This window comes from Alkaliphilus metalliredigens QYMF (assembly GCF_000016985.1).
GTDB lineage: Bacteria > Bacillota > Clostridia > Peptostreptococcales > Natronincolaceae > Alkaliphilus_A > Alkaliphilus_A metalliredigens.
The window spans coordinates 643,668-662,752 of record NC_009633.1 but is presented as its reverse complement, the minus strand read 5'-3'; the positions used below and the strand labels follow the sequence as shown (position 1 = coordinate 662,752).

Here is a 19,085-nt window from a genome sequence, read left to right as displayed (position 1 = left end):
TCATTATTTTACTTCAAGAGAATCAGAGTGACGTCAGAGCGCGCTGTTTTGTACATTCTAATGCTGTGAAAACCCATCTTCTAGGTTAAAAGATGGGACTAATAATAGACATCAACAACATAACCGTCTAGGAGGATACCTTCTATGGTTGGAGGAATAACGTATTTTTCCTGCAAATCGATGATTCCCAATCCATTTTCTTCCTGTACTAAAACGAATCCATCATCACTAAAACTGGCATTGCCAACGGGGAAGGTTCTCATTGCTACAGGTTTTTCAAGGTTCCTCTTGTTCTCTTGTCTGAGATTTTAAAAAGAGCCTTTCATTCTTCTATATAAATTTATTTCGGCTCATTATTTTCTTTTTTTACGACCCTTGTCAAGAAACTTACTATCCATACCAGAAGTATTCCTGCCGCTTTGTAGGTAAGTCCTGTCGCCTGTTCATCCTCAAACGTAATAAACCAAAGAATAATCAAGAGAAAAGTAACAATATCAGAAATAGCAACTCCTTTAACTTTATTTGATAGTTTCGGTATTCGGTTAGCAAGACTCAAGAATATACCTATTATTAGTGCAATGATTCCGTTAAGGCCAATTAAAGATAGTCCTCCCTTAGGTACCATTATAATAAGGAAGAATATAATGAGAAATTCTGAAAGTGTAAATTTTTTCATCTAAATTTCCCTCCTCGGTACAATCATGAATCATCATATATTAAATAAGTTTGATTAACCTTTTATATTTTGAGGTGAAAGTATAACATTTCATTATTTATAGAAAATACACTCACTGACTAACAACCTGAATTCCCGAAAAGTGTAACGAGTAAATTCGTTATAAACCCAGTAAAATCAATTGTTTAAGTCTTATTTTTATTGACTTTTACCTCGTTATACATTGTAATGTATAACGAGGGGTGGTGAATTTATGGGTATCGTTTATCAAATAAATAAGAAAACTGGTATCACCTATGCTTATCAAAATGAATCCTATTGGGATAAGGAAAAGCAGCAGTCCAGAGCAAGACGAAAGCTTCTGGGAAAAATTGATCCAGTGACTGGAAATATAGTATCTACTCGTAATTATCAGAAGAAGGAGCAGCAAGAAGAGCTAGCTCCTGCTAAGCCAGGACCGGTTGCAATCACAAACTATCAGCGTTGCTTCTTTGGTGCCACTTATCTGTTTGACCAGATCGGAAAGACAGTTGGAATTACTGCCGATCTCAAAGCCTGCTTTCCTGAAGACTATAAGAAAATCTTATCCATCGCCTATTATTTGATACTGGAAGAAAGCAATGCTTTGAGCCGTTTCCCTCATTGGCAGAAGCTACATATACACCCTTATGGAGAAGATATCCCATCTCAGCGAAGCAGTGAGTTGTTCCAATCCATTGACGAAGAAAGCAGGATGCGTTTCTTTGAAAAACAAGGTAAAAGGCGCATTGAAAAGGAATACTGGGCTTTTGATATTACTTCCATATCCAGTTATTCAGAAACACTTAGTCAAGTAAAGAAAGGCCGCAACAAAGAACATGACCGATTGCCGCAAATCAACCTAGCCCTGCTATTTGGTGAAGAATCAGGATTGCCATTCTACTACAGAAAGCTTGCAGGCAATATCACGGATGTCAAAACAGTCAAGCAATTAATGACAGAGTTCGATGTCATGGGTTACAAAAAGGTTCGTGTCGTTTTAGACCGTGGCTTCTACAGCAAGAAAAACATCGATATGCTGTATAAGAATCATCAGAAGTTTCTGATTGGTATCAAGCTTGGGCTGAATTATGTCAAAAGCGTTATGGAAGAAAAACGCGCCAACCTGAAGCTTTGGTCCAATTTCGAAACTCAATTCGCCACTTATGGCATATGCCGCACCATCGATTGGGACTACGAGCAGGAACGTCCCTATAAAGGGGACACAATTAAAGAGACACGTCGTGCTTATCTGTTGCTGTTCTATAATCCTGAAAAAGTAGCAAAAGACCAAGCGGATATGAATGACTACCTGACGAGCCTTTACAATGACTTGAAAGATAATTCGCGTAAGGATTATCGATTAAAAGACTATGACAAGTATTTCACCGTTACAGAAACACCTAAGCGTGGGCGCAAGATTGTTCCGAATGAAGAAGCTATGAGCGAAGCTGCTAAGAACTATGGGTATTTTGCATTGCTATCTAATGAGGTCAATAAACCCTTTGAGGCATTATCTGTCTATAGAAGCAAGGATATCGTCGAAAAAGGTTTCGGCAACCTTAAAGAGCGATTGAATTTCAGGAGAATGCAGGTTTCTTCTGAATTATGCTTGAACGGCAAGCTTTTTATTGAATTTATTGCACTCATCTACTTATCCTATGTGAAAAAGAGGATGCAAGATGCAGATCTTTTTGATAAGTGGACGCTGCAAGGATTATTGGATGAACTCGATGTGATTGAGTCATTTGAGGCGCCTGGACATGGTCGGATACTAGGCGAGGTCACTGATAAACAGAAAAAGCTCTATGAAGCCCTGGAGGTGGAACCACCCTCGTTATAAATTGTCGAGTAGACCCAGGGAACTGCCCCCCCGAGTCTCTCACAGAACCTGGACTTGAAAGTCTCCCTTCATCCGGCTCTTCTTAATCAGTTCTTGGGACATATGCCCATCTTCCAGTGGACAAACAGTGATGGTGTTTCTTCTGCAATAGAGCTTAATCTCCTTAAAGCTGCCATAAATTTATTTTTATAGCGTTTAGACTTCTTCATCATCCATCTGGCAAGACTCAAATTGACACACGATAGAATTGCATGAACTTTACTTGCTGTAAATTTATCGAAATAGTTAGCCCAACCTCGAATAATAGGGTTCATTTTCTCTGCTAATTCGGTTAAAGACAGATAGGAATTCTTTCTTAGTTTCTTAATTTTATCCATGAAGCTCTTTATGGCAATTTTGCTAACTGCCGGGGTGAATCCTGTGAAATAATTTCCCTTCTTTGTTTTCACCGTACGAGCTCTGAATGTATATCCTAGAAAATCAAAGTTGGTGTGGATATGGTTTTGTTTCCTGTTGTCATCTTTGCAGTAAATAATCTTGGTTTTATTTGGATGGATTTCTAGGTGGCAATCTTTAAATCGCTCTCCTAGTTTAAGCAAGAGTACTTCTGCTTCTTTTAAACTATGACTGTGTATTAATCCATCATCTGCGTAACGTACCCAAGGGTTATTTGAGTGTTTTCGTGTCATCCAGTGGTCAAAAGCATAGTGCATAAAGAGATTTGCAAGCACTGCGCTGATTACTCCACCTTGGGGGGTTCCTTTTGTTCTTTCGACGTGTATTCCATCTGACATAACCATCGGCACTTTTAGTGTTCTTTCAATATATAGGATAACCCACTTCTCATTTGTATGTTGCTTCACTGCTTTCATGAGAAGGTCGTGATTAATGTTGTCGAATAGACCCACGATGTCAAACTCAATTAACCAGTCATACTCCCAACACCGTTTTCTCGTCACTTCGATAGCATCTATAGCACTTTTATTCTCTCTATACCCATATGAATCCTCATAAAAAATGGGTTCTACTTTGGGATTTAGCTCCGAGACCATAACATTTTGTGCGATACGATCGTCAATACTTGGAACACCTAAGACTCTAACTCCTCCGTTTTTCTTGGGAATTTCTACACCGCGTACAGCTTGCGGAAAGTAACTTCCTGAAGACATGCTATTCCATAATTTATAGAGGTTATCTTCCAAGTTGTTTTCATATTCTTGGAGTGTTACCTCATCAATGCCTGGAGCACCTTTGTTAGCTTCTACTTTTTTAAATGCCTCAAACACTGCGCGTTTTGTAATTTGAAAGGGTTTCTCCTTCTTCATAGATTCCTCCCATCTGTGGTTGACCTACATTTTAGGATTGATTAAGTGAGTCCCTTTGCTCCACGACTATTACCGTCGTTTCTTCACTACTACGGACTCATCCGCCCCTGTTCACGGCTTCGATACTTGCATCCTAACATTTCTTGTGCTTGGATTCTTCTCTTAACATCCGTCAACAGGTTCTCCTGTTCCATCTAAAAGCCTAAACTACGCTCCTGCAACCTATGCACCGGCTGTCATCTGGTCAGTAAGCAGATTTCTTCCAGACTTATCCCAGCATTTCCCGACTACACTGGTTTTGACATGCATTTTTCCTGATAACGATGCTTTAATGGTTATTCACTTTCGTTCAGCTTCGCAGTTCACACTTGACTGTTTATACAGCCTTTTTCCCATAACGCTCAATACCGAAGACATTAATCTACAGCACCTATGGGCAGTTTGAAACCCGTATCTGCATACCGATTTCGAAGGACCGACCTTCATCTTTTAGATAGCATCATTTCAGACGTTTTAAACCTCCTTTCTTTGTCTTACTTTGTTCAGGACACACTCGGGAATGCAGGTAACAAATAGCTATACATATACATAAAACTCCTTTAAATAGCACTTAATTCTACTATTTAAAGGAGTTGTTAAGTGCAAAAGAAATACATGTTCTTTCAAACAAATATAAATATGATAAATATCCAAAGCAAAAGTGTCACATATTAAGTAAACAATCGGTTGGGTACTCCCCTTCTTTTGTACAAACTGCTATAGGGATTGTTTAATTAAATTAAAAGAATTTTTTGCATTTTGTGCAGCTGCACAAGATAGAGCTCCATCAATAATAATAGAAAATGGAAAAATTACGTTTGTAAAAGCGTATAATGCGTCAAAAACTGCATCCTCATAATCACCTGAACGAGTGCTTTGATAGGAATTTGAGAGACTTAGGGATGTTCCAACAACAAAAGATTTCGCAGTAGACAAATCCATAGTTAATACTTCCACAACGATACCTCCAGCGAAACTACTCCCACGACTATCAAGCATTTCAATGTCATCTCGAAAATATGTAGCTCTTCTAATGGTAGTTGCATCGGATGAATTACTTGGATTTAAAGCAGGTGTGGCTATAGAGTCATCATCAATAGTTAGATTATACCATACTGAATGAGATACAGACGTAACTATATCTCTTCTTCTGTAATAATGATCTTTAAAAATCGTGCCTCTATAAATCACTTCAACATCATCTTCAATGTGTCTGGGACTAACCGTATGATTACTATTATATACGTTTAAGTCCATTATAACAGGCTCGCTTACTGATTGGGCATTCAACCCATTTGCTTTTTCTTCTCTTATTATCATATTATTAATTTTATCATATGTTGTTATAAAAGTGTTACCATCAGAATCTGTTCTTTCAACAACTCTTTCTTTATTGTTATCAACAATAACTTTCACAGTATGTTCTACACCATCTCTTGTATAAACATAAGGTGAATCATTAGATTCTAATGCAAAAGAAGGCACTATAGTTGTAAGTAACATTATCATAATTATTAATATTGATGTGAAATTCAATGTTTTTTTCATAAATACACTCTCCTTAAAGTATTTTTTTAATTTAGTTAGTTTAGTTGTCTTCTCAGATAAAAATTTACCCACACTCCATTTTTTCCCTATTTCCGTATTATTTAATTAAAACTCACATCGAAACTCGGTAATAATCCTTTTATTCTTTTAAAGTTCACTATTTCTTTCCAGGGTACTTCGGTTGATACAAGAATCCAATACAATTGATACTACCACCAACTTCAGCAAATACAAGTACAACAGCTGCTAACCAACTCATTGCAATGCTAGTAAATTTCACTTTGATCACCTCCTCTGACTTATATTTTAAGTTTATAATGCTTTCTTTGAAAATAAAGGTACTAAAGTAATACCTTCACAAAAGAAACCTAGTGAAAAAATCAATCCATATATAGAGTGATGTGGACTTGTCCAACTTAACGCTAAAGCGAGTATAGTTCCAATGATTACCACAATATAACTTCTAGTTTTGTAAAGCCTTTTTTCATGAGATGTTAATGGTTTATTGGGAGTTTCAATGGGTGCGAATTGAAGAATTAATTGGATAGTCCAAATGAGAAATGCAATCTGAGATATCAAAATAAAATCAGTGGGAATTATGTATGCGATATAAATAGAAGTGAATGTGATAATATCTGTAATGAAAAAACATTTTAAAAATGACCTAGCATGAAATCCTCCTGCTTGCATTCTTAAAGAGCTAAAGGCTAAAATAAATATTGTCGCCTCTATCAACAGGCCAAAGAAACAAGCGATAACAAACAATCCTATACCTTTTGCTAATGTAATGATTAACATCTCAGTTCCAAAGATATAAGAATCTATATCTTGTCTAGTGATAGCATTAGTTTGCACCATTTTATTTGCAGTATAGCAAGCCAATTTATTAATCATTTTTACCTTCCTTTACTTTTAAACTTAATATAGCATGCAAGATGATTTATAATCAATACAATTGGCTTAAGTGGTTGAAAAGGTGTCCTAACTAACAAAAGATGACCTACTTTACTAGGTCATCTTTCTATTTGAGGCAGAGCTATTTGTATCTCCATAACAGTGCCCTTATCATTCAATTTTATATATCCATTGTTTTGAACAATTACTTTTTTTATATTTCTTAATCCAATTCCATGGTTAGATTTATCTGGCTTTGTTGTAAATGATTGTTCTATACTTTCTTCATTTATAGAATAAGAAGGGGATTTGGTATTTACTATCTTTATAATAAGGTATCCTTCATTAACGTACATCTTCAAATCAATCGTCATGTTAAAGGAATTTGAGCTTATACATGCTTCAATAGCATTATCTAACACATTACTTAAAACGATGGATAAGTCAATATCATCAATGGTTAAATTCCTAGGCACATCAATGTCAATATCAAAAGATATTTTTTCTCTCCGTGCTTTTTCTCTTTTAAGATCAACCAATACCATAATGATTGGATGCCCTATATCTATAATCTCATTTACACTAGAGAATTCTTCTTCGATACTTTCTATATATTGTTTAGCCGTTTCGATTTTATTTAAAGATAACAGCCCATATAGAGTGCCAATATAATTATTTAGATCATGCCTTTGGGATCGAATACCCTCTATCAATTCTTCAGCATTCTTTAAATAAAGACTTTGATTTTCATATTCTCTAACTTTTAACTTCATTAATTCTTCTTGCTGCTCTTGGTATACGACTTTCCTCGTTAAAATATAACTTAGCCAGTTAAATAATAATACAGCACATATAACCGAAAACAATAAGATTTTGCTTATTGCTAAACTACCTTCTAAATATCTGTAGAAAACAAAGACCAGATAAATGATAATAGTGTTAAAAAGAAACATTAATACAAGGGGCAATTGCTTTTTGTTTTTAATTGATTCTAAAAGTGGCATACGCTCTGTCCATTTATGTATAACCATAAAGGAAATGAATTTAGCAAGTATGATGGCCAGTATGCGATAAGTGTTCAACATTAGCATTTCTGATGGATCTACGTTGAATATTAGAGCTATCCCATACACAACGATTAACTCCGAAAGAAACAGAAGTGCTAATCCATATAGGAAAATAAGGGCTATATTTAAGTAGCTTCTATTAAAAATCAAGGAAAGCGTATAACTCATTGTAAAAAGTACAAGAATGTAACCAACTAGATTTGCAAGACCTAGAAATTGATTGATAGTTGTGTTAAATGCAATAAGAAACAATAGCTTGTACATGTCTTTAGGTTCAATTGGTCGAAATTTCATGTTATTTACAGTATAACTAATAAATAGATAAAGTAAAAATATGTCTATGGTATTAGTAATCAGATTAGCTATTATATTCATGCTCAATACCTACTTTTCTCTAAAAATATTGTTTTGGAGATGTTCTAATATCAGAGGTTTATATCGTCTGCTAATTGGTATGTTTTTATCTATATCATTAAACATAATCATATCTCCTTGAACTTTTAAGATCTTTTGGGTATTAACGATAAAACCATGATGACATCTTACGAATAAAGCATTATCTAAGCTGATTAGAACAGACTTCAAGGTATCTCTGAATTCATATGACCCTTGGTCCGAAAAAACCAATACTTTCTTACCCTGTCTTTCAAAGAAATAGATTTTATTATGCTCTAATTTGATTACGTCTTTTTGGTTTTTTATAATGAAATACCTTGATTGCTCCTTATACGATTCTTTTTCTTTTAATCGTATCATAATTTTTTCGACCAAACTTTGAAACTTCGAGTGTGTAATTGGTTTGATTATGTACTGGAATGATTCTAGATTAAAAGCTTCCAGAGCATAGTGTTTATATCCAGTAAGAAAAACAATGATAGCTTCAGGAAACATTTTTCTAATTTCTTTACCAACCTCTATTCCGTTCATACCTGCCATATCTATATCAAGAAAAGCTATGTTTATAGACTTGTTTTGAGCCTTATCTAACAGCTCTTCACCACTATATGCCTCAATAATGACGGTATCGTGCTCCTTAGTCAGTTGACAAAGAAATTCTTTAATGGATTCTACATGATAGGTGTCATCATCGCATATTGCAATATTCAGTTTCATGACTGTTCACTCCATTCTATTTTCCTCATCACAAGTTTGGATTTTCTGTATAATGAAGATAGCGTAAATTAGTATATATTACACTACTTACTCTATCTTCATTATACTCTATTTTAGTATTGTTACTGACAAGTGTTTTCGCCTCTTTTAAAGAACATTAAAACCACAGCAATATCTTAATACTGGATTCTGCTTAAGGTTTAGAACGAGATCTTTTACAGTTTGAATTTTTTCTAATTTAGTTTCCTGCTGAAATTTCATAATTTTTTCAAAGGAAATTAAAGTCATTTGTCTAATATACATTAAGTGGTTTCACTCCTTTCGGATGATTTGGTTCACACTTAATTAATTCGACAAATTGGGGTGAAACCCCTTTTTGTTTCTATAAAAAATAAGTAAAATCAATGATTAAGAAATATGAAATTTACTCAAATAAAAAAAGAAGCTCCTTTCTGACAATACTACCAATGTATAAGTCGGAAAGGAGTTTTAGAAAAAAAACTTTTATTTCAAAATTTTGATAGAAATCTGGATTAAATACTGATCATATTCCTTAACAGATAGTTCGTCTAACAATACATCCTCATAAAAATAACCCTCTGGCTTTAAACCTTCATTTTTTGCAAATTCCAATATTCTGTCATAGGTATCTTTAATATTTAAGTAGCCTTTTGTGTGATAAGCGGTTAAATAACTTCCTTTTTCTCGTATAAAATTATAAGAATCTGATGTTTTGGAAACTTTAGTAAAAAAATAATCATAACTATCAAGATCATCAAATACTTTTTCTGAATCCACCATACAGCCTAAAGAATAAGGACTAATAATATTATGTTCATTCAGATACTCGTAGTGTTTTTTTATTGAGGCTGCTATACTTTTTTCTCCTGTAAAGGGTACTGTCTTAGTAATTACTAAAAACTCATCTTTAATCTTTTCTTCAAGAAGAATTTCTGATGTATTTATTCCAACTGCAGATTTTGTAATACTAATTTTTTGAGAAATAAGACCCTTCATTTTTTGCAACTCTCTTATCTTTGTATCAAGGGAGGCTTCTTCTTTTTCTAACAAAAGAATGTACTCATCAGGAGTTCTTTTATTGAGATAGGCTTTTATTTCTTTAAGGGGCATATTCACTTCCTTAAGGGTGGCAATAACATTAAAGACTTCAGCTTGGTAAACTGAGTAATATCGATAATGATTATTTCCTTTTATTTCAGGTGAAAAAACACCTATTTTATCATAATGAAACAATGTGTCCTTACTAACACCAACTAGATTGGCAAACTCACCTGTGGTGAAATAAATATGGGATTTCTTTTTCATTCTATAAATCACCTCTTGACTATAGTGTTACACCATACTTTATTATAAATCATGTTAGCTCTATAATCAACAAGGAGGATTAATTTCGTGGAAAATTCAATCGCAAAAGAGTACAACTTAGTTTCACTTTTGAAATTTGCTTTACCAACCATTGTTATGATGGTTTTCATGTCCATTTATTCAATAATTGATGGAATCTTTGTAGCAAGGTTTGTCAGTATAAATGCATTGTCTGCAGTTAATATTGTTTATCCAATATTAAGTACGATTCTAGCAATGGGTTTAATGTTGGCCACAGGAGGAAGTGCCATAATAGCAAAGAAAATAGGAGAAGAAAAATTAGAGGAAGCTAGAAAAAATTTCACCCTTATCATTCTTGTTGGTACTGCTATTGGCTTAGGTATTATGCTTTTGGGACTACTCTTTATTAAACCAATACTTTCAATACTGGGAGCCAATAAAGAACTTTTTTATCTTAGTCATGAATATGCTACTACTTTTTTATTTTTCACCCCTTTAGCTATACTTCAAATGCTTTTCTTGAATTTTTTTATAACAGCAGGAAGACCCAAAATAGGTTTGGCTTTGACTGTTATTGGAGGATGTGCAAACATTGTACTTGATTACTACTTTATCGTTACATTAGGCATGGGACTTATGGGTGCGGCACTTGCAACAGGTATCGGGATGGCCATACCTGCTGTAATTGGATTGTTTTATTTTTCTTTTTACAGAAAAGGTATACTTTATTTGGTAAGACCACAATTTGACACAAAGGTTTTAGTACAAACTTGTATTAATGGCTCTTCGGAAATGGTGACTAATTTATCCCTTGCCATAGTAACTTTATTATATAATTTAATTATGATGAAGTATTTAGGGATAGATGGAGTGGCAGCAATTACAGTACTACTTTATACACAGTTTTTGCTAACTGCAATATTCTTAGGGTTTTCAATGGGGGTTGCACCTATCATAAGCTATAACTATGGTAGTCAAAATATTATACAGATAAAAAGAATTTTTAAATATTCTATGATATTTACCTTTGCAGGATCACTGGCAGCCTTTGTAAATTCCCTTCTATTTGCACCTTTCTTAATACAGATTTTTGCCCAGAAAGCTAGCAATGTATATACGATTGCCCTTGATGGTTTTACCATATTTAGTATTAGCTTTTTATTTTCAGGGTTTAATATCTTTAGCTCAGCAATGTTTACAGCTTTTTCAAATGGTAAGGTTTCAGCAATCATTTCTTTTATGCGCACCTTTGTTTTCATAGCTATAGGATTGTTGTTACTACCATTAATCATGGGAGTAACTGGTGCATGGTGGGCAATTACACTTGCAGAATTTTTATCAATGCTGATGTGTCTTCTTTATCTAATTAAATACAAAAAAAGGTATAGCTATATGTAGCCACTGATAAAAACCAAAGGGGGCGGCTCTTGTGTTTACTAGTGAAATCACAAGAACCGTCCCTTTGGTTTTTATCTACTTTTTTAACTTTCTTTTAAACACTCACTGCCCCTACTGATTCCATTTCTACTGAAGGGTCCACTTCATTATAAGATAAAACAACCAAATCAGATGTAAGTTGTTCAGATAATCTTTTGAAATATAATCGAACGATGGGTGCCGTAATCACAATAGGTTGTTCGCCTAGGGACATCATATTTTGAACTTGCTTTGAAAGATTTCTTAATATCACTTGAACAATTTCTGGATCAATTGATATAAATGTACCTCTTTCCGTTTGTTGCAATGAATCCATTATTTTTTGTTCCAAACTTTGTTCCAATGTAATCACCTTTGCAGGTTGGGTTGTGATGAATTGTTTTGTAATGGCACGTCCTAATCCTTGTCTCACATATTCTGTCAACATATCTACATCACGGGTCATAGATGCATGATCTGCTAAGGTTTCGAGTATCGTCACCATGTTTCTTATTGAGACACCTTCCTTTAGCAAATTAGCCAACACTTTCTGTACTTCACCAAGACTCAATTGACTTGGGATTAATTCTTCAACTAAAACAGAGTTTGTTTCTTTTACATTATCAATCAATTTCTTCACTTCTTGTCTACCTAGTAACTCATGAGAGTGCTTTTTAATAACTTCAGTTAAATGGGTCGCAATAATTGAAGGTGGATCTACAACGGTATAGCCATACATCTCTGCATTTTCTCGTTCTTCCTCATTGATCCATTTAGCTGGAAGGCCAAATGCTGGCTCCACAGTGTCGATACCTTCTAATTCTCCCTCAGCCAATCCAGGATTCATTGCTAGATAGTGATCAAATACAATTTCCCCAGATGTGATCTCAACACCCTTTATCTTAATCACATATTGATTGGGTTCTAGTTGAATGTTATCACGAAGTCTAATCATAGGGACAATTACCCCAAGTTCCATGGCACACTGTCTACGAATCATCACCAATCGGTCAAACAGGTCTCCCCCTTGGTTGCTATCAGCCAAAGGAATAATGCCGTAGCCAAATTCTAGTTCGATTGGATCTACATTCAATAATGGCATAACATTTTCTGGCTTTCTTTTTTCATCTGCTGCCTCTTGAATTTCATCTGGCTGTGTTTCAATTTCTGATTCCCGGAATTTTTTCCTTAAATTCATTCCTATATAAAGAAATAAAGTGCCTAAGGAAAAGAAAGGAAAAACTGGCATCGGTGTTGCAAATGCAAAAGCCATGAGAAACCCAGAAATAATAAACATAATTTTAGGCTGTTTAAAGAGCTGACTAATTACATCGCTACCTAGATTGTCTTCTGAAGCTGCTCTTGTCACCACAATGCCAGTTGCGGTTGATATTAATAGGGCAGGTATTTGACTCACAAGTCCATCACCCACAGTCAACAGCGTATATGTTCTCATGGCTTCGCCCATGCTTAAGCCACCCATAGATCCAATTGCAAAGCCTGCCACGATGTTAATCATGGTAATGATTATTCCTGCGATGGCGTCTCCCTTTACAAATTTACTGGCTCCATCCATGGCACCGTAGAAATCCGCTTCTCTTTGTATCTTTTTTCTTCGATCACGGGCTTGATGATCATCTATCAGGCCCGCATTTAAATCTGCATCAATGGCCATTTGTTTACCTGGCATGGCATCTAATGTAAACCTTGCTGCTACTTCAGCTACCCTTTCAGATCCTTTTGTAATGACTAGAAACTGCACAATCACAATAATTAGAAAGACAATAAATCCAACGATTGCATCTCCACCAATTACAAAGTTACCAAAGGTATCAATCAAACTCCCAGCATTACCAGTTGATAAAATATATCTTGTTGTTGTGATATTCAACGACAGCCGTAATAAAGTTGTTAAAAGAAGTATCGATGGAAAAATAGAAAATTCTAAAGCTTCCTTTGTATACATTGCAATTAACAAAATCAGGAGCGCCAATGATATATTAAAGCTTAATAGCACATCTACTGCTGCTAATGGTATAGGAATAATAATTATGATTACAATGGCAATCACGGCTACTGCCACGATAATATCACCAAACTTCATTTTGTGCCTCCTTAAACCTTGTTATTCGTTCTATATATGCATGCTAGGATTTTAGTTCCCTTCTTTACCCTAACACCTTTTGTACAGCTTGGATCACACCATCTTCTTGGAAGGGTTTTACAATGAAGTCCTTTGCTCCTGCTTTAATAGCTTCAATTACCATAGACTTTTGTCCCATAGCAGAACACATGATGACCTTCGCATTGGCATCTATCTTCTTTATTTCTTTAACCGCTTCTATACCATTCATTTCAGGCATGGTGATATCCATTATCGTAAGTGTTGGCTCTAATTCTTTAAATTTCTCTACTGCCTTCAAACCGTTTTCTGCTTCTCCTACGACTTCATATCCATTTTTGGTTAACACATCCTTGATCGTCATTCTCATAAATCCTGCATCATCAACAATTAGAACTCTATTCGACATATCTCTTCCTCCTTATGATTACAATCACAAAATTATTTGCATGAGGGTTACTATATTTATCATTTTTTTGAAGTATTTATCGTTCACTTTAGCTTATTTCGTTAAGTTTTGTTGATAAATGAGTGGTTTTTTATTAGATTTTTGATAATCGATTACCTACTTTTGCGATCTCTGTAATTCTAGTTCCATAATTCTCATCTATGACAACAACCTCACCCTTGGCTACATATTGACCATTCACTAATATATCTACATGCTCTCCAACCAGTTTTTCGACTTCAATGATGGTTCCTGGCCCAAACTCCAGTACCTCACTAATTTTCTTTACAGTTCTCCCTAGCTCTACAGTCACACTCAGAGGGACATCTTGAATCGTTGAAATATTCTCAGGAACCCCTTTGCTAGATACTTGTTCAAATGCCTGAAATTGAATGGGCTGTACACTTACTTTGCTTTGTTTTGTAGATGGTTGTACTTCATCTATCCTATCATTATCTGAGGATATATTAGTACTGCCCTTAAGCAGCGCATCAATTTCTTCTTGCGAAATCATATCATCATTCATATATCTCATCCCCCTTCTGGTCAATTCCCGTCACCTTTACAGCCAATTTATTCTTTGAGGTTCCAGGAAGGCCCCGATATCTTATTTTGTCTCCTACCAATATCTGTAGCTCTTTGTCTACTGGATTGTCCAACATAATAACGTCGCCCATCTGTAGTTCCAGAAAATCTTTGACAGTTACACATGTACTGCCTAACTGAGCTGTAATGTCCACTGCGCTTTTTTCCACTCTTTTTTGTAATGCCTTTTTATCTCTTTCTGTTACTGGTTTACTACTATTTGAAAACCAAAGCTTTGTACTTAACTTATCTAAAATGGGTTCAATCACAATGTGTGGGATACAAATATTCATCATCCCCTCCACATCACCAATCTTTAGATTTAGAGTGATTAAAGCCACAGTGTCATTGGGAGACACAATTTGAGCAAACTGGGAGTTGGTTTCAATCTTATCTAGCTTAGGTTGCAGTTCAATGACATTTTCCCATGGATCAATCATCAAGTTGATTACCTGTCTCATTAAGTTTTTGATTAAGGTTGTTTCTATTTCTGTAAAAGGTCGTATTTCTTCTGTCTCTTTTCCCATTCCTCCAAGAATTCTCTCGATTAAAGTAAATGAAATACTTGGAGAGATATCAACTATAATCTGTCCCTCTAAAGGCGTAAAGTTTATAATTGATAACACTGCTGGATTCACAACAGAATTACTAAATTCATAATAAGAAAGTTCTTCTACAGTTAATACCTCTGCTTGAACGTAGGTTCTTAAATAACCTGCTAAAAACGTATTTAACATTCCGGAAAAATTATCATGAATGATTTGTAATGTTCTTAATTGGTCTTTCGCGAGTTTTTTGGGACTTTTAAAGTCATAACTTTTAATCTTCTTTTCTATCTTTTCATCCTTCATTTCATCAATTTCAACTTCACCTGAGTTTAGTGCTTGAAATAGGTCATCAATTTCATTTTGTGACAGTACGTCAGACAACAACTTCACCTCCTACTGGATTATGTAATCTACAAAGTATAAGTTTGTTATCTTATCAGATTTTGTTACATTTGAAATCACACGGATTAATTCTTCTCTCAATTGTTGTTGTCCATCAGGATCCAAAATATCTACAGATTCTTTTCCAATAAAGACTTTGATGATTTGGTCCCGTAACTCAGCGTTCTTCTCTACAAAAACGCTTAGTAATGCTTTCTCAGTTGTTTCAATCACCATTTCGCCCTTAAAATAACTTCTAACGGTACTTAAGTTTGTGCTAAATCCACCTAAATTATATTCATATACCTTTACCTCTGCTGGCATTTCATCAGGCGTTCTAAATATTGTAAAGTATAAAATTCCTCCAAAAACAACAGTGGACAAGACCAATGCAATTAGCGCATAAATGATTACTTTCTTTGTCTCCATGTCTTTCCCTCATTTCTCGAGCTATTATGCTTCCACACGTTCCTGACTTCGTTCTTCTTGATTTCGTCTTAGCTTCGGCGACAAAAATGCTTTTAGTTTTTCTTCAATAATTCTTGGGTTTTCCCCAGCTTGTATTGATAGCAATCCTTCTACCATAATCTCTTTTCTTAAAATTTCTTCTCTACTTCTTAGTTTAAACAATTACTTCATCTCCTCCACCTCTAGCAATAATAATTTCACCAGCTTCTTCTAGTTTTCTAATGATATTTACAATCTTCTGCTGTGCTTCTTCTACATCACGCAATCGTACAGGTCCCATGAATTCCATATCTTCTTTGATCATTTCTGCCATGCGTTTAGACATGTTTCCATAGATTACATCGGACACTTCTTCGGTAGCTCCCTTTAGTGCAATGGCCAGTTCTTTATTATCAATTTCTCTAATAAACCTTTGAATTGATGTGCTATCTAAGCTAATAATATCTTCAAATACAAACATACGTTTCCTAATTTCTTCAGCCAATTCAGCATCTTGCATTTCCAATGTATCCATTATATTTTTCTCTGTTCCTCTGTCTACTGAATTTAGTATGTCGACAATGGCTTGAATGCCTCCAGTAGATGTATAGTCTTGATTAACTAGTGAAGATAGTTTTCTTTCAAGAACCATTTCTACTTCTTTTATAATATCCGGCGACGTACGATCCATGGTTGCAATCCGTCTTGCTACTTCAGATTGCTTTGCCTGGGGTAGTGCCGATAGTATTTGTGCTGATTGTGTTGAGGATAGATATGCTAATATCAATGCAATTGTTTGTGGATGCTCATTTTGTATAAAGCTTAACAACTGATTTGGATCGGCTTTTCTAGCAAAGTCAAAGGGTTTTACTTGTAATGAAGCTGTTAGCTTATTAATAATATCCATTGCTTTCTGAGAGCCTAAGGCCTTTTCCAATACATCCTTGGCGTAATTGATACCTCCCTCAGATATGTATTCCTGGGCAATACAAACTTCGTGAAATTCTGCCAGTACTTTTTCTTTTTCTAGGGGAGAAACCCTACGCATATTGGCGATTTCTAATGTTAATTCTTCAATCTCCTCATCAGTCAAATGTTTGAATATTTGTGCGGAATATTCTGGTCCTAGACTAATCAATAAAATCGCAGCTTTTTCCCGACCTGTTAATTCTCCTTTACCTGCTCTCTTAGACATCTCCTCACCTCTATTCTTCATTGATCCAATTTTTCAACATCTGGGCAACTGCATCTGGTTTCTTATTGACTAACTTTTCGATTTGCTGTTTTACTTGAGAGCCTGATAAGTCTAAGTTGATTTCCTCTAGTTCATCTGGAATCATCACATCTTGAACTAGAATCTCTTCTTCTTGGCTTCGGTTTTTTCTAACTTTGTTAATGACAATGTATGCTGCTCCTAATATCAATGTTGCTAGCAAACCAATTAACCACCATGGCTGGCCGCCTTCACCTGCTGCCAAATTTCCATCCATAGCCAGCTGCCATTGATCCGCCAGAGAATCATTGAATTCTTGAACACCGACTTGGACAACTCTTGTATCCAAGCCTGCAGCTGCCGATACAATATTAATCAGTTCTCTTCTTTCTTGATCTGATAAGTCCCCATCAGCCAATGTGCTCTTATTTACATATACTGCTACGGAAATGTCATGTACCTGTCCATGTGCTTTTACGATTTTTTGGCGCAGTTCATTGATTTCATAATTAATTGTTTGACTGGCTTCGTCATATCTAGAAAGATATTCATCATCTTCAACATTTTGAGGGATGTCTCCCACATTTGGATCTACTCCGGGAATTCCACCTCCTGGACCATCAATGGCAGTATGGGTTAATTCATGCATACTTCGAATGATTCCAGTTTCTTGACCTTCAATAGGTGGTGCAAACTCCACTAGTTCTGTCACATTGCTATCAAAGCCCAGTCTCACCCCTGCCATGACAACAACATTACCATGTCCATAAACGCTTGATAGGAAGTCAGTAATACTTTTTTCTAGATCTTTTTGCACTGCTTGTTGTAAGTTCATTTGATCGCTTGCCCCTAGCAAGCTACTATCGCTTCCTGCTTCTTGGTTTAACACCCGACCATCAGGTCCGTGAATCGTTACATTCTCTGGCTCAAGCCCTTGGACTGCATTGGACACAAGGATGGCAATCCCTTTAATACTACCGCTTTCCAGGTTCGCATTACTTGATATATCAAGCCAAACTGAAGCCTTGGCATTTGCGTTATTGTCAGCCATCATAAACCCTGTTCTTTCTGGTATTGTCAGGTTTACCACAGCCTTACTGACCCCTGGGATTTCTTCCATAGTACTGGCTAAATAATTTTGCTGGGCAATTAGAATTCGTTGTGCTCGTTCCTCACTTGTCATCATCCACGAATTTCCCGAAAAAGCATCTTCATAGGAGAAACGTGCCGTAGGCAACCCCTGTGTAGCAACAACGACTTGAGCTCTTTTTTCATCTTGTTTTCTAACAAGAATTGTTCCACTTGTATCGCCAAAGTCTGCGCGAATATTGCTACCCTGTAGTGTTTCCATCACTGACCCAGATTCTTCTGGGTTCAAATTATTATATAACACCACATAATCTGGTCTTGAAAAAAAATATATAATTCCTGTAAGTGAGATTAAAATGAAAAGGGCCGAAAGGCCAATCTTAATCTTTTTGTTCTTATCTAATCCTTGAATATATTCATTCAGCTGATTACGTATTTGTTCTACGACTTCCGACATCAATTTACCTCATTTCTACCAATATTAAATCTTTCTGCAGTTAATCCACTGACACCTGTGTTGATTGCATTGAAAAGCACTTAATTTCTTTCCCTATAATCCCTTTGTCATTATGTTCCTCCTTTAATGTCCTTTTGAAATTATTGAATTGTTAGTTTAACCACTCTTTTATTTAGGAGCTACTATTCAACATAAAATTTGAGGTCCACACACTTTACCTAAAATATTAACTCATAACAAATTAGTCTATTTTTTGTATATTCCTCCTTTTTTTTGTATATTTTTGTAGATTGAGGACCTTTGCACTAAATGAAAGTAGATATTTTGCTTATTAATGTAATATATTGTCATATTCTAGCCATCCATAATACACTAAAACAATCCTAGTTAAATACTTTCAAAATAGTAAAAACCCTTCAGAGTATGATTTTTCTCCAAAGGGTTTTCCATCGTTTTAATCTGTCATTCTATAACCTGTCACCTAACAGCAGGTGTGACATCTGCGTAAC

General features: G+C 35.3%; 19 protein-coding genes. 2 read left to right on the top strand and 17 right to left on the bottom strand.

Translation table 11 applies throughout. The features are described from left to right. Positions 1–98: 98 nt before the first annotated feature. A complete protein-coding gene (locus AMET_RS25510; RefSeq protein ID WP_011971758.1) occupies positions 99–263 on the bottom strand; it encodes a hypothetical protein in 165 nt (54 codons plus the stop codon). Positions 264–340: 77 nt separating this feature from the next. Continuing rightward, positions 341–676 carry a hypothetical protein gene (locus AMET_RS03130; protein WP_041720288.1) on the bottom strand — a complete coding sequence of 112 codons (336 nt, stop codon included), beginning with the start codon at positions 674–676 and terminating at the stop codon, positions 341–343. A 253-nt stretch (positions 677–929) separates the two neighbouring features. Here AMET_RS03130 and AMET_RS03125 point away from each other — a divergent pair, with 253 nt between their 5' ends. Next, entirely contained in the window at positions 930–2,537 is a 1,608-nt protein-coding gene (locus tag AMET_RS03125) for an IS1634 family transposase (RefSeq protein ID WP_011971757.1), read from the top strand. An 86-nt stretch (positions 2,538–2,623) separates the two neighbouring features. On the opposite strand, the gene ltrA is transcribed toward AMET_RS03125, so the two are convergent. The 7 genes from ltrA to AMET_RS03095 form a co-directional block, all read right to left on the bottom strand. Next, the gene (gene ltrA / locus AMET_RS03120; RefSeq protein WP_011971756.1) at positions 2,624–3,862 is read right to left on the bottom strand and encodes a group II intron reverse transcriptase/maturase; all 1,239 of its coding nucleotides are present in this window, start codon (positions 3,860–3,862) and stop codon (positions 2,624–2,626) included. A 756-nt stretch (positions 3,863–4,618) separates the two neighbouring features. After that, positions 4,619–5,449, bottom strand: a complete 831-nt coding sequence (locus AMET_RS03115) for a hypothetical protein (RefSeq protein WP_011971755.1) — start codon at positions 5,447–5,449, stop codon at positions 4,619–4,621. A gap of 157 nt (positions 5,450–5,606) precedes the next feature. Next, positions 5,607–5,729 (bottom strand): cyclic lactone autoinducer peptide, encoded by a 123-nt coding sequence (locus AMET_RS24760; protein ID WP_083760809.1) that lies wholly within the window; start codon positions 5,727–5,729, stop codon positions 5,607–5,609. Positions 5,730–5,761: 32 nt separating this feature from the next. Beyond that, positions 5,762–6,343 carry an accessory gene regulator ArgB-like protein gene (locus AMET_RS03110; RefSeq protein WP_011971754.1) on the bottom strand — a complete coding sequence of 194 codons (582 nt, stop codon included), beginning with the start codon at positions 6,341–6,343 and terminating at the stop codon, positions 5,762–5,764. A gap of 119 nt (positions 6,344–6,462) precedes the next feature. Beyond that, the gene (locus tag AMET_RS03105; protein ID WP_011971753.1) at positions 6,463–7,785 is read right to left on the bottom strand and encodes a sensor histidine kinase; all 1,323 of its coding nucleotides are present in this window, start codon (positions 7,783–7,785) and stop codon (positions 6,463–6,465) included. Positions 7,786–7,794: 9 nt separating this feature from the next. Next, the gene (locus AMET_RS03100; protein ID WP_011971752.1) at positions 7,795–8,523 is read right to left on the bottom strand and encodes a LytR/AlgR family response regulator transcription factor; all 729 of its coding nucleotides are present in this window, start codon (positions 8,521–8,523) and stop codon (positions 7,795–7,797) included. Between the two features lie 504 nt (positions 8,524–9,027). After that, positions 9,028–9,849: a MerR family transcriptional regulator gene (locus AMET_RS03095; protein ID WP_011971751.1), complete on the bottom strand. Its 822-nt coding sequence runs from the start codon at positions 9,847–9,849 to the stop codon at positions 9,028–9,030. Between the two features lie 87 nt (positions 9,850–9,936). On the opposite strand from AMET_RS03095, the gene AMET_RS03090 reads away from it, so the two are divergent. Continuing rightward, complete coding sequence (locus AMET_RS03090; RefSeq protein WP_011971750.1) at positions 9,937–11,268, top strand: MATE family efflux transporter; 1,332 nt, start codon at positions 9,937–9,939, stop codon at positions 11,266–11,268. Between the two features lie 94 nt (positions 11,269–11,362). Here AMET_RS03090 and flhA read toward each other — a convergent pair whose 3' ends face one another. The 8 genes from flhA to fliF all read right to left on the bottom strand — a co-directional run bounded on the left by flhA (position 11,363) and on the right by fliF (position 18,576). Beyond that, complete coding sequence (gene flhA, locus AMET_RS03085; RefSeq protein WP_011971749.1) at positions 11,363–13,390, bottom strand: flagellar biosynthesis protein FlhA; 2,028 nt, start codon at positions 13,388–13,390, stop codon at positions 11,363–11,365. Positions 13,391–13,454: 64 nt separating this feature from the next. Continuing rightward, positions 13,455–13,817 carry a response regulator gene (locus AMET_RS03080; RefSeq protein WP_011971748.1) on the bottom strand — a complete coding sequence of 121 codons (363 nt, stop codon included), beginning with the start codon at positions 13,815–13,817 and terminating at the stop codon, positions 13,455–13,457. A gap of 133 nt (positions 13,818–13,950) precedes the next feature. After that, positions 13,951–14,382: a flagellar motor switch protein FliN gene (gene fliN / locus AMET_RS03075; RefSeq protein ID WP_011971747.1), complete on the bottom strand. Its 432-nt coding sequence runs from the start codon at positions 14,380–14,382 to the stop codon at positions 13,951–13,953. Beyond that, complete coding sequence (gene fliM / locus AMET_RS03070) at positions 14,375–15,379, bottom strand: flagellar motor switch protein FliM (RefSeq protein WP_334290549.1); 1,005 nt, start codon at positions 15,377–15,379, stop codon at positions 14,375–14,377. Before fliM ends, fliN begins: the two co-directional genes overlap by 8 nt. 3 nt (positions 15,380–15,382) lie before the next feature. Then, positions 15,383–15,799: a flagellar basal body-associated FliL family protein gene (locus AMET_RS03065; RefSeq protein ID WP_011971745.1), complete on the bottom strand. Its 417-nt coding sequence runs from the start codon at positions 15,797–15,799 to the stop codon at positions 15,383–15,385. 24 nt (positions 15,800–15,823) lie between these two features. Continuing rightward, a complete protein-coding gene (locus tag AMET_RS24755; RefSeq protein WP_330368673.1) occupies positions 15,824–16,000 on the bottom strand; it encodes a hypothetical protein in 177 nt (58 codons plus the stop codon). Then, positions 15,993–17,012: a flagellar motor switch protein FliG gene (gene fliG, locus AMET_RS03060; protein WP_011971744.1), complete on the bottom strand. Its 1,020-nt coding sequence runs from the start codon at positions 17,010–17,012 to the stop codon at positions 15,993–15,995. Before fliG ends, AMET_RS24755 begins: the two co-directional genes overlap by 8 nt. A 10-nt stretch (positions 17,013–17,022) precedes the next feature. Beyond that, positions 17,023–18,576, bottom strand: a complete 1,554-nt coding sequence (fliF, locus tag AMET_RS03055; RefSeq protein ID WP_011971743.1) for a flagellar basal-body MS-ring/collar protein FliF — start codon at positions 18,574–18,576, stop codon at positions 17,023–17,025. Between the last annotated feature and the right edge of the window lie 509 nt (positions 18,577–19,085).